This window comes from Echinicola marina (genome assembly GCF_020463795.1).
Taxonomy (GTDB): Bacteria; Bacteroidota; Bacteroidia; order Cytophagales; family Cyclobacteriaceae; genus Echinicola; species Echinicola marina.
In genome coordinates this window covers 1961997-1974866 of the sequence record NZ_CP080025.1, presented here as the reverse complement: position 1 = coordinate 1974866, position 12870 = coordinate 1961997, and the positions used below count along the sequence as shown (strand labels likewise).

The 12870-nt window shown below is 41.5% G+C and carries 7 protein-coding genes; 1 reads left to right on the top strand and 6 read right to left on the bottom strand.

Annotated elements, in window-relative coordinates; translation table 11 throughout:
- Positions 1-177: 177 nt before the first annotated feature.
- A complete protein-coding gene (locus KZP23_RS08315; protein WP_226335741.1) occupies positions 178-1473 on the bottom strand; it encodes an MgtC/SapB family protein in 1296 nt (431 codons plus the stop codon).
- A 316-nt stretch (positions 1474-1789) separates the two neighbouring features.
- The gene (locus KZP23_RS08310; protein WP_226335739.1) at positions 1790-2884 is read right to left on the bottom strand and encodes a branched-chain amino acid aminotransferase; all 1095 of its coding nucleotides are present in this window, start codon (positions 2882-2884) and stop codon (positions 1790-1792) included.
- Positions 2885-2984: 100 nt separating this feature from the next.
- Here KZP23_RS08310 and KZP23_RS08305 point away from each other — a divergent pair, with 100 nt between their 5' ends.
- The gene (locus tag KZP23_RS08305; protein ID WP_226335737.1) at positions 2985-4403 is read left to right on the top strand and encodes an aminotransferase-like domain-containing protein; all 1419 of its coding nucleotides are present in this window, start codon (positions 2985-2987) and stop codon (positions 4401-4403) included.
- A 213-nt stretch (positions 4404-4616) separates the two neighbouring features.
- Here KZP23_RS08305 and KZP23_RS23135 read toward each other — a convergent pair whose 3' ends face one another.
- The 4 genes from KZP23_RS23135 to KZP23_RS08285 form a co-directional block, all read right to left on the bottom strand.
- On the bottom strand, positions 4617-4790 hold the full coding sequence (locus KZP23_RS23135; protein WP_394370971.1) for a hypothetical protein: 174 nt from the start codon (positions 4788-4790) through the stop codon (positions 4617-4619).
- Positions 4791-4880: 90 nt separating this feature from the next.
- The gene (locus KZP23_RS08295; RefSeq protein WP_226335733.1) at positions 4881-5135 is read right to left on the bottom strand and encodes an addiction module protein; all 255 of its coding nucleotides are present in this window, start codon (positions 5133-5135) and stop codon (positions 4881-4883) included.
- A gap of 202 nt (positions 5136-5337) precedes the next feature.
- Positions 5338-10059, bottom strand: coding sequence for a LamG-like jellyroll fold domain-containing protein (locus KZP23_RS08290; RefSeq protein WP_226335731.1), 4722 nt, complete (start codon positions 10057-10059; stop codon positions 5338-5340).
- A 1335-nt stretch (positions 10060-11394) separates the two neighbouring features.
- The gene (locus KZP23_RS08285) at positions 11395-12813 is read right to left on the bottom strand and encodes a glycoside hydrolase family 28 protein (protein WP_226335729.1); all 1419 of its coding nucleotides are present in this window, start codon (positions 12811-12813) and stop codon (positions 11395-11397) included.
- Positions 12814-12870: the final 57 nt, after the last annotated feature.

The following is a 12870-nucleotide window of genomic DNA, read 5'->3' as shown; positions in this document are numbered from 1 at the left end:
AGACGAAAGCTTCATGGTCTTCACACCTTCATGTCTTCATGGTTTTTAGTTTTTTAAACCATTAAAAAGTTAAGGGACATTAAGATTCTGACTGGTTTTATCGAGGAAGGGTTCTTTATGGATTAACTTTTCTATATATTTAAAAGTAAATAGATACATATATTGGAAAATAATCCCCTAAGCATTAATGATTAAAAAACCAGCAAGGCCTGTCAAAAATATCAGTCCAAAGCCCCAAAGTATATATTTTCGTAATTCTTTACTTCCCATAGTCAATGATATCCCCAACTTCACCACTGTATTGCAAAGGGTAGCCAGCAAAATGACATTTTGGGCGGTGAGGATTGAAAAAGAATCCCCAGCCAATTTGGATACGGAAATGGTGATTGCATCAATGTCCGTCAAAGCCGCAATCGCGCTGGAAACATAAATCCCCTTTGTACCCAATTGACTATTGGCATAACTGACCAAAAAGAGTATTCCGGTATATAATAGCCCAAAAAAGAAAGCTTTCTTCAGATTAAGTGGCTCCCCCAAAGGCAAATCGGTTTTCACATCGGATTTTGGAGAAGGTTGCTTAAAGAAATAATAGGCTATTCCCAAGCCCATCAAAAACACCAGGGACAAAGGCAATACTAAATTCACTAGCAATTCCTGATTAAAAATAATGACCCAAACAAATACGCGAATAACCATAATTGTTGAGGCAGAAATAATGGCTACCGCGCAGTTTTTGGAAAGGCCAGCGACTTCCTTGCTTTTCTCTGCAAATACCCAAGCAACTACTGTACTGGATACCAAGCCTCCGAAAATCCCCGTAAGCAAAATCCCCCTCTTACTGCCTAGAAATTTCATCAAAATATAGCCCACAAAGCCAACCCCCGAGGTTAGGATAATGATCCATCCCAGCTCACGAGGATTGAAAACATCATAGGGCCCCATGGTCTGATTGGGCAAAAATGGTAATATCAGCAAGGATATCACCACAAACTTTACCAAGGCGAACAACTCATTTTGTGTGATCTGCTGGATAAAACTGTGTAGAGGATCTTTCAACGACAAAACCAACAATACAACAACCGTTACAGCTAGACTTGCCTCCACAAACCCAAGAAAACTAACACTCCCCAACAAATACGCCATCAACATGACAAAAGTCGTCGTCCCCCCAAAATCCCCCCTTTTCAATTTAACCCAATAGGACAGGACGCCGAAAACCATCACAGAAACCAAGCCTGCCACCACCAACCATGGTGTAAAAAAGAAACTTAGAAATGCCGTAAAAAACCCAAAAAGAACCACAAAAACAAAAGTCCTTACCCCTGCGAAAATCTCTTCTTTTATGGGCACCGAAGCATGCTCCCGCTCCAAACCTATCAACAGACCAATACCCGTAGCCACCAACAGCCTGATAAAAAACTCCTGCTGGGTAAGTTGGAAATTATCGATGTCAATGATCAGTATTTCTTCCATAAGCTAAAAAGGCTTAGCAAAAATCAAGTGTAGCAATTCCTCCAATCTGCCCAATACTTAAACCCGGGTTATGCATTAGCAATCGTAGTGAGGGCTGAAAATGCAAGAAAATCAGGCTGTTTGGAGACTGAGGCATAGCACTGCTATGGTGAACCTGTCTACCGCCAGGTAGAGTCGAAAACAGCAGCAAAGCGACTGATTTTAAAGCATTTTCAGTCCGTAATAGATAAGCTAATGCATATTTCGGGTTAAAATTGGATCCTATCTTTTTTAATACTGAGCAATAGCTTTCCCTACCACAATTAATTTAGCAATTTTAGCTCATTTTACCCGCATCGCTATAACAGTTGGTTATGGGCTTAAAACTCCATCCATAAGTATCCTCTTCGGCACCAGACCTGATCGCAGTAAGTTTTTGCTTCAACTGATACATCTGAGCATCATCTCCTACATAAGGCTGATAATTCACTTTATCCAACTGGATCAATTCAAAGGGAGCTACCACAGCAGCTGTCCCCACACCAAAAGCCTCTACTTTCTTACCAATATCAAATGCTTGCTTTATTTCATCCAAACTGATGGGGCGCACCTCCACTTGCCAGCCAAAATCCTTGGCTATCTGGATCAAAGAATCCCTGGTCACTCCAGACAGAATGGTCTCACCTGTTGGTGGAGTAAGCAAAACCCCATCCACAATAAACATCAAGTTCATGGTCCCGGATTCCTCTACATAGTTATGCGTTTCGGCATCGGTCCATATCACCTGATCAAAGCCTTCCTGCTGGGCTAAGTTGGCTGGATAGTAAGCCGCTCCATAATTACCCCCATTTTTGGCTGCACCAACACCCCCTTTTGCGGCACGGGTGTATTGTCGCTCTACTTTTACCTTGAGTGGCTTGGCATAATAGGCTGCCATCGGAGTACATACCACCATAAAAAGGTACTCCTTGGAAATACTCACACCCAAACGCTCCTCTGTAGCGATCATAAATGGACGGATATAAAGCGAATACCCTTCTCTGTCACTGATCCACTCCTTTTCTAACTCCACCAACTTGATGATTCCATCTTTAAAAAGTTCTTCTGGGACATTGGGCATGGCCATACGTTGAAGGGATTCGTTCATCCTTTCATAATGCCTGTCCAACCTGAAAATGCTGAGCTCCCCATTGACCTGCTTATAGGCTTTGAGCCCCTCAAAAACCGTCTGCCCATAATGCAGGCACATGGCCAAGGGTGAAATGCTTAAATGCTCAAAGGGCTGAATGGCGGCTGATTGCCACTCGCCTTCACGGTACCTGGCCACCAAAATATGGTCGGTAGCTTTTACGCCAAACTGGAATTGGTCAAAGTTAAATTGATCCGCGGTATTCTGAGACTTGGTTTGCATTTTGATTTCCATACCACTCATCTTTCAGGTTATTATTTTGATTTTTCTCAAAATTAACCAACAAAAACACACCATTACAGACACAGATTTTTGTATTTTTAACCATAACAGTTCACTTAATATGAATTTGTACGAAAAACTGGCAGAGGATCTGGAAAGACAGATCAAAAAGGGCACCTTTCATTATGGGGACAGGCTTCCTTCTGTGCGCAGCATCCATCAGGAAACAGGTGTGAGCATAAGTACCGTTTTACAATCCATGTACCTACTGGAAAGTAAAGGTTTGATAGAAGCCCGGCCCAAAAAAGGCTATTTTGTAAGCCCTTACCTTAGGCCTGAACAAAACAATCCTGTTGTTTCCCAACCTATTGCAAGAAAAGGAAAAAGGGACATTGAAGACTTTATCCAAAAAGTCTATGGTCCCATGGACAGTGATAAAAGCCTTACCAATTTTTCGGTAGGAGTGCCTTCGCCAGAAATGCTTCCCATCGCCAAACTCAAAAAAATCGTTCGGGACATGATGCGGGACTTGCCGGATGCCTGCATCCATTATGAACCCATTATGGGCAGCGAATACCTCCGTAGACAAGTAGCAAAGCGGACATTGCTTTGGGAAAACAGCTTGTCGGCGGATGATCTGGTCACTACCCATGGCTGTATGAATTCCCTGGCATTTGCCCTGATGTCCCTGACCCAGAAGGGAGACAGCATCATCACCGAAAGCCCTGTGTACTTTGGCACCTTGCAGTTGGCCAAGAGCCTTGGGCTCAATGTCATTGAAATGTCCACACATAGTGAATATGGTTTGGATTTGGAAGCTGTGAAAAAGACCGTCAAAGAAACGCGAATTTCGGCGATCATCGTGGTCAGTAATTTCTCCAACCCCATGGGCTACTGCATGCCTGATCAAAACAAAAGGACTTTGGTAAAGATCTGCACCGAGCAACAGGTACCACTAATAGAGGAAGATTTATATGGTGATGTTTACTTTGGTGCGGATCGCCCCCTTTCCTGCAAAAGTATCGACACAGATGGTATTGTACTCTGGTGCAGCTCGGTATCCAAAACATTGGCTCCTGGATACAGGGTGGGCTGGATAGCTCCGGGAAGGTTTTTGGACCAAATTTGCAAAACCAAACTGTACCATAATGTGGCCAGTTCTTCCCTTACCCAAGAGGTCATTGCCAGGTTTATGGACAAAGGCCGTTATGAAAACCATCTACGACAACTTAGGATAGGACTACATCATAATTTACTAAAATACCTACAGGTCATTTACAAATATTTCCCTGAAAACACCAAGGTCACTTATCCCAATGGAGGTTTTTTACTATGGATAGAATTAGATCCCAAAATCGATACCACGCTCATCTATGATGATGCTTTGGAACAGGGAATCAAATATGCTCCGGGCAGGATGTTTACCCTTCGGGATCAATTTAAAAATTGCCTGCGCTTAAGCTTTGGACTTGACTGGAACGAAAAAACATCCCACTCCCTGATCAAATTGGGAGAGCTGCTAAAAAGGCAGTTAATTTAGGCTAATATTAGGCTAATAACTTCTTAAATAGGTCGTCTTTCACGCTTCAAAAAGTAATTTATGATTTTATGGAATCATACCTGTAATTGCGATTGATAAAAGAAGTCTACGAATTACATGAATCTATGTCTTCAAAACAGACTAAATTAACACCATTAGTTTTAATTTATTGAAACAGACAGTGCTGGTATCATTGAAGATCAACATAATATATTATCTCCTATTTTTCCAAACTCTTGGATTTCTACTGGTGTGCGTTATCCCAAAAACAATAATTAACTTATCCTCTTCTTCTATTCTATAGTGAATCTGGTACGGAAAACCATTCACTAATATTGTTCTCAGATCACGATAGGTAATCGAAAAATGTAATGGGTGTTTCTTCAAATAATTAAATCTTGATTTTAATGCTCCATAAAACCTTGTCCCCAATCTCGGCTTTTCTTTTGTTATACCATTCTATAATTTCAACAATATCTATACGGGCTTCAGGAAGCAACTTGATCTTGTAACTCCTTGTTTTTTATCAAGCTCTTTCATGACTTCGTCCCAGTCAAGTGTATTTTTAGGATTTGCTTTATAAGCTGCAATGCGATCATCCAATAACGCTTGATGAGATTCACTTAATCCTTCTTGCTGATCATTGAAGGCTTTTAATTTTTCCAAAACCTTCTGGTCTTGTAACTCCGTAAGCCAGTGTATAAGATCTATTTTCATCGTTTGAATATCCATTTCCTTTCATTTATTAATGACCTAAATATAACGATTTTTGAAATCAATTAAGTTTCAGAATACTCCATCACCATTTGTGATTTCATTATAAATCAAAGCCTTACCACCTTTTTCAACCATATGGTCAAACCAAATAAACTTTTCCAAAGTTTTAAACTTTGGAAAAGTTTATTGATTGGAGCTTATCTAAGCAATACAGCCTCTACTCTTTGATGATTTTTTGGACTGTCCTTATTCCTGAAATATTCACATACATAAAATAAATCCCAGATGCATAACTGCTGATATCCCAAGTACTCACAGGGCTGTCTATCAATCTATCAACCTTCTTGACACCATTCACATCATAAATACTTACACTTACCAATTCTGAAACTTGTTTTGGCAAATAGAGTTTGATCAAACCGCTACTAGGATTTGGAAAGACCTTAACCTGCACTTCTTCTTCACCATTGACCCTATTTACAGCTTTTGGCAAACTCCGCTGATCAGCCGATTCAATCGAATTAACTTCAGGCTCATTTCCATAGATCAATTTCCCGTAGTAATAAACCGTAATGTTTTCTTGCAAAGTCCAATCACTATTATCCATAAATGAATAATCGTTTTCCTGCTCAAAGCCGGACCAGTCAGACTTGATTATCCTCAGTGCTATCTCACCCGTCTTGCTCAATTGAGAGAGTCCTCCCAAAGCTGGAGCTAATTTCACTTCCAAATAATGATCTGCACTCGAGGAATCACCCGATACATCCATAAAGGTTCCTTGCACATTATCTTTGCCCAGCACTGCATAATCTATGGTCGTGTTCAAATCTCCTCCTCCATCTTTGGTAAACCAATACCTAAAACTCAACCCTTCATAATCCAATGGCAAATTACCTTCATTTGCTAAATTGAAGGCCTTTTTGATGGTATTGTCCTTTGAAGACTGGTGTTTCAAATAAACTTTGGCCACCCTTTCTTCTGGTACCAATTGAGGTTCATTACCCCAAATCAATTTTCCTTGATAGTACAAAGTAATGGACGGGTTAAGGGTAAAGTCAGAAGATTCGAGCATGGAATAATCATTCGTTTCATCAAAGTCAGACCAATCTTCATCATGGATTCCCGATTTGATTTCTCCGGAATCATTGCCCTGAGCGAGATGGCTATTTTCTCCAAATGCATATTCTACATAGCCCAAGGCCTTTTCCCGAGGCTCAACTAGCCCTATATAACTCATGGTCACCTGGTCTGCCCCCAATGCAGCATAATCTAACCTGGTTTGAATATGCTGGGTGTTTTCTGGAGTAAACCAGTACCTTGCAGTAATATCCTTTAAATCTACTGCCATGGTATCCTTATTGACCAATTTGAAGTTTGGCTGAAGCTGATCATCACTCAGCTGATTAAGGTCTTCATTTTTGTAAACTACCTCCAGTTTTGGGAAAGCATAGTACAAAGCCGCTATTTCCGATGCACCCAGTGCATAATTATACAGCCGCACATCATCCATTTTATCCCTGAAAGGTTTGTTTTCGTCAGAATTACCCAAACTTACAGGACTGGATTTCCCTATCCTACCTGTACCAGAATTGGTTTCAGCGGTCATTTGTCCATTGATATAAAATCGGATTTTCCTTGACTCACTATCCCTAATGGCCACCAAATGCACCCATTCATCTGTAAATAGGGGATGCGAAGAACCATTGCTAACGCTAGTACTTACAGAGGTTTTGGTCCTATCATCATCGATGGCGAAGGTCAGTCGACCATCCCTCAGTTGGATACCGTACCAATTGTCCGCAAAACTTCCTTTATGGATCAAATAGCTGTCTTTCCCTTCTCCATACCGATAAGTATCTTCCGGGATTTTCACCCACATGGAAATGGTAAAGGAGGTCTGATCAAAGGTCAAATGATCGGCATGTGGAATACCTATGGATGCGCTGCTGTTAGGACCTTCAAATGCATACGCCTGCCCAAATTTACCCGCTACTCTATCTGTACTATCAAAGCCTTGGGCCATTCCATCCTGTTCATAGCTACTATGGTCTTCTACCATTACTCCTGTTTGCTCATCCATCTTCCAGTAGCCTACCAAGCCTGCAGGAGCAGCAGCCTCAAACATCCAAACATCCCCGGTAGTGGTACCATTTGGACCTAAAGCATCCACTCGCCAATAATAGGTCTTTTTCCCTTCCAGATCTTTCAAACTAAAACTTGGGTTTTCTACGTCAGTACTTCCTACCAAATCTAAATTATCTTGTTCCTCTCCAAGGTAAATTTGGTAAGAAGTCGTGTTCACTCCACCTTTCCAGCTAACAGGAACTTCTTTGCCAAATCCTTCCAAAACAGCTCCCTCAGCCAATGATGGAGCAAAAGCTTTCATCGGTGTCGAAAGGGTATGGTATAATTCCAGCACTTCCTGATCAGTCAGCTGCTTATTGAAAAGTTTTACTTCATCAATATAGCCTTTAAAAGGTGTCCCAAAACCATTGGAATTTCCCAAAACAATCGGTTCCAACTGGCCAATGCTCTTCTCAGTGCGGTCATTGGTTTCCTTAATTTTGACCCCATTAAAATAAATCCTCAGGACATCCTCTTCCCGGTCCCTGATGGCCACTAAGTGCACCCAGTCCCCGGAAAAAATAGGAGAGGCACTAGTGGAAAGCTCGGTTTTGGTGTTATTATCATCTACGGCAAATCTTAAGTTGCCATCTTTGATTTCCAATCCATACCATTGTCCCGTTCCCCCAGTGTTCTCATCTGCTTTGAAGGTTCCTTTGTGTATCAAATAGGATTGAGAAGTAGGAGCAGATGACTTCAGCCACATGGAAATGGTAAATGAATGTTCATCAAAATACAGTTGATCTGCATGGGGTATAAAAACATGAGAAGGATTTTCTGCATTGGTGAAGTCCAGGGCATTATTTACCTTTCCTTCTGCCCAAGAAAAATCGTTAAGTTCATTGACTTCCCCATCATTAGCAAACCGGCTACTATCTGCCACCAAAGTCCCTTCCTCATGATCCATTAACCAAGCTCCTACCAAGCCTCTTGAAATAAAGGGGCGGGTGGTAAAGGACCATACAGTTCCCTCTGTAAGCCCAAGTTCATTGCCCGCATCCACTTTCCAGTAATAGGTACGATTGGACATCAAGTCTGCCAGTTGGTATTCGCTGGTAGTTAATGAATCTGTCAACTGCAAATCCTCGGGATCATTGCCAATATATAGCAAATAAAAATCGGTGTTTTCACTTCCCGCCCAACTTAAATCCAAAGTGGTAGTATCCGCAAAACTGAACCCATCATTCGGAAAACTTAAGCTCGCTTCTGAAGGAGCTGTCGGAACCGGGGTGGTTTTGACATTCAAAGTATTTGAAGGCACCGCCCCTAGTGCACTGCTGTATGGTGTCAATCTAAACTGATATGTTGTATTCGGCACCAATTCCTCTACCAATATTTCGGTAATATTTCCTGATAAGCTATCCAATACGCTAAATTCTCCATTCCCAGTTGCGCTTTCCAATACAATACCTTCATATCGTATATCATTATTTACCCAACCCAACTTAATACTATAAGGGCTGACTTCTCCATAAGACAGTTTGGTAATAGGCCTCAAAAAATCTTCTGGTGTTTGTTCAAGAATTCCATTGATATAATGCTCAATATAGGCATAGCCATCAGGAGCTATCTGCATGGCATCGGCAGCATCATTGGGATTCAGCCCATTGGCCGTTTCCCACTCATCAGGAATCCCATCCCGGTCCGTGTCTGCTTTTGATGGAGCTCCAAAAACTTGCCCTGGACCTCCTGTTGGCAGCTCCCTTTCATTTGAAATCAGCTTTCCCTCTAAGCCAAGGCTGCTTAGCTCAGTCATCAGGAATTTATCAACTTGATCCCTTCGCGGATAGTTGGCCCCAGCTTCCGCTAAAACGAAAGCATAACTCTCCTGAGCAGTCATCACCTGTTCTGGGAAAGCATAATCATAAGGCATTTCAGCAAAGGTTGTGATCCCTTCATAAGCAGATTGCTCTACCAATTCTCCGTCCAAAACACCGTTTAAATTTCCGTCATGATAATTTCCCTCCACATAGGGGATAAAGGATTCTGTCCCTCTGGAAAAGGGTCGGATGCTTGTACTTGGCCCATCGATATAATAATTGTGGATGATATTTGCCCGGGAATCCGCCGTAGATCCCCCCATAATATATCCTCCACCTCGGCCCCAATTATAGACCACATTATTCACGAACTGGTTCCGGTTTTTAACTTTGGGATTACGTGTATTATTGTCAATATACAAGTTCCTAAAGAGGCTGATCACCCCTGACGGTTCCAATAATCCACCACAGGAATGGGTTTCCAGTCCTTGGGAGATTATGCTGTTTTGGATGGTGATACTGTCAGCATGTCCAGTAATGGAAAAAGTCTCATCCCTTCCCCAGCTAGCAGAAACATGGTCAAAGATAAGGTGCTTGGCATCATCTGTCATGGTCATGGCATCTGCTCCACTGGTACCATAGCGTCCCATCCTCACCCGCAGATAACGTACTATGGAGTTACTGGCCTGGGTGAAGGTAATACCATCGCCGTAAATGACCACTCCATCTCCTGGTGCTGTCTGTCCCGCAATAGTGACATTATGAGCTACGACTATTCTCGAATTGGTCTGAATGATCCCGCCCACTTCAAACACTACGATTCTATTGGGTTCACTTACAGCATCTCGAAAGGATCCTGGGCCGGAGTCATTAAGATTGCTTACAATGTACACTTCACCATTTCTCCCTCCTTCTGCAAATCTCCCGAAACCTTCCGCACCGGGAAAGGCCAAGGTTTGGGCTAAATTTTGGTGAATGATTAATCCTGTCAATAGGATAGCCAGAAAGCAGGTAATGCCTACTTTCCTAAATGGATAAGTAAAAGTAAAATTCATGTTAGTACTTGGTTATTTTGGTTAAAACTTTACTAACACTTGGGGTTTGCAAAAATAAATTATTGTATCAGACAATTTTAAAAATATTATTACGGGAACTGTTCTGACCTATACTGTATTAGCTTGCTAAAAATTAGATGACGCTGATCCAAAATTAGAAAAAATGGGTTCTTCATGTCCTTCATGGTTTTTTTATTTTAACCATTAAGAAGCTAAGGGGCATTAAGGTTTGGGGTTGTTTTTTGGGGAAGAGCACTTCATGTTCTTAATCCCTTCATGCCTTCATGGTTTTTATATTATAACCATTAAGAAGCTAAGGGGCATCAAGGTTTGGACTTGTTTTTTGGGAAAGAGTACTTCATGTTCTTAATCCCTTCATGCCTTCATGGTTTTTATATTCTAACCATTAAGAAGCTAAGGGGCATCAAGGTTTGGGGTTGTTTTTTGGGGAAGAGTGCTTCATGTTCTTAATCCCTTCATGTCTTCATTGTTTTTATATTCTAACCATTAAGAAGCTAAGGGGCATTAAGGTTTGGGGTTGCTTTTTGGGGAAGAGTGCTTCATGTTCTTAATCCCTTCATGTCTTCATTGTTTTTATATTCTAACCATTAAGAAGCTAAGGGGCATTAAGGTTTGGGGTTGCTTTTTGAGGAAGAGTGCTTCATGTTCTTAATCCCTTCATGCCTTCATGGTTTTTTTATTTTAACCATTAAGAAGTTAAGGAGCATCAAGGTTTGGAATTGTTTTTTGGGGAAGAGTACTTCATGTTCTTAATCCCTTCATGCCTTCATGGTTTTTTTATTATAACCATGAAGAAGCTAAGGGGCATCAAGGTTTGGAATTGTTTTTTGGGGAAGAGTGCTTCATGTTCTTAATCCCTTCATGTCTTCATAGTTTTTAGTTTTTATCCATTAAGAAGCTAAGGAGCATTAAGGTTTGGGGTTGTTTTTTGGGGAAGAGTGCTTCATGTCCTTAATCCCTTCATGTCTTCATGGTTTTTAGTTTTTATCCATTAAGAAGTTAAGGAGCATTAAGGTTTGGGGTTGTTTTTTGGGAAAGAGTGCTTCATGTCCTTACTCCCTTCATGTCTTCATGGTTTTTATATTCTAATCATTAAGAAGCTAAGGGGCATCAAGGATTGGACTTGTTTTTTGGGGAAGAGTGCTTCATGTTCTTAATCCCTTCATGTCTTCATGGTTTTTAGTTTTTATCCATTAAGAAGCTAAGGGAAATTAAGAGTGCTTTTCACCTAATTATGCAAGCTCCCTCAATTCCCTTACCGTCCTTCATTTATTTCCTATTCCAAATTTTTAGCCATTTAGTTGAACCAAAAATTTATTGTTCTTCTCCTTCAAATTTCACTTCCTCTCCATTGATCACCACATTTTCAAATGTAACATCCTTGAGGTGATTGACATTGAATACCTGATCCACGCTATCAATACGGCAATTGATCATTTGGAAATTCGTTACTGGAGAACTCTCATAAGCATTGGCCAAAACAGCATATTTACCTCCATTTTTCACGTACAGGTTTTCTACGATCACATTTCGAATGGTCGGAATATGGTCACCTTCCTCCTCATAAAACATATTAAAACGGACGGCAGCCTCTTTATAAGTACCTACCACCACATCTCTCATATATACATTCTCTACAATCCCTCCCCGCTTGGAGCTGGTTTTGATGCGTAACACCCTGTCCAGATTGGGACTGTCCATGGTCAGGTTCTGAGCAAACACATTACGGGCACCACCAGAAATCTCACTGCCGATCACCACTCCTCCATGACCTTCTTTCATTTCACAACCCTCAATAATGATGTTTTCGGAAGGAATACCAGGAATTCTCCCGTCTTCATTTCTTCCGGATTTAATTGCAATACAGTCATCTCCCGTGTCAAAATAGCAATCCTTGATCAAGACATTTTTACATGCCTCTGGGTCACAACCATCATTATTGGGCCCCAGGGTTTCTATGCGGACCCGCTCTACGGTAACATTCTCGCAAAGCACGGGATGTAAATTCCACATAGGAGAATTGATCAATTTCACATCTTGGATCAGGACATTTTTACACTCAAATGGTTGCACAAACTGTGGACGCAAAAAGTGGCCTTCCCCAAATACCCTTTCCTCCAATGGCACTTGGTCATGTACCATTTCATGTAAAAGTTTCCTAGCTGGATTTTGCCTGCCCATGCCTTCTTTCCAGCCATAATGCTTGGCACCGCACCATGGCCACCAATTTTCCATATCAGAATTCCCATCCAAAGTGCCTTTACCGGTAATCGCTATATTTTCCTGTTGGTAGGCATAGATAAATGGCGAATAATTCATCAGGTCCATGCCCTCCCAACGACTGCGCACCACAGGTAGATAGTCTTTGGGATTACGGCTAAACCTCAGCACAGCACCTTCCGAAATATGAAGATTGACATTGCTCTTCAAGTGTACCGCCCCCGTAAGAAATACCCCTTCAGGTACAATCACACGTCCACCACCTGCTTCATTACAGGCCGCAATCGCCTGGGCAATAGCCGCTGTATTGAGCTGTTCTCCCCCTGCTTGAGCTCCAAAGTCTGTAATCAAAAAATCCTGCTCCTGAAATTCAGGGGCCTTGATCAAAGCTCGAATGGAATCCAGCTGGGACCAAGGACCTTGATCCACTTTTTCCGCCTCCTTTTGCCCACAGCCTACCAATAAGCTGACCGCCAATCCTAAAATATAGTATTTACTGTTTATCTTCATCATTATTAATTTTTCAACCTTCCAATTTTACAATTCCACAATCTTTCAATTCTCCACCAA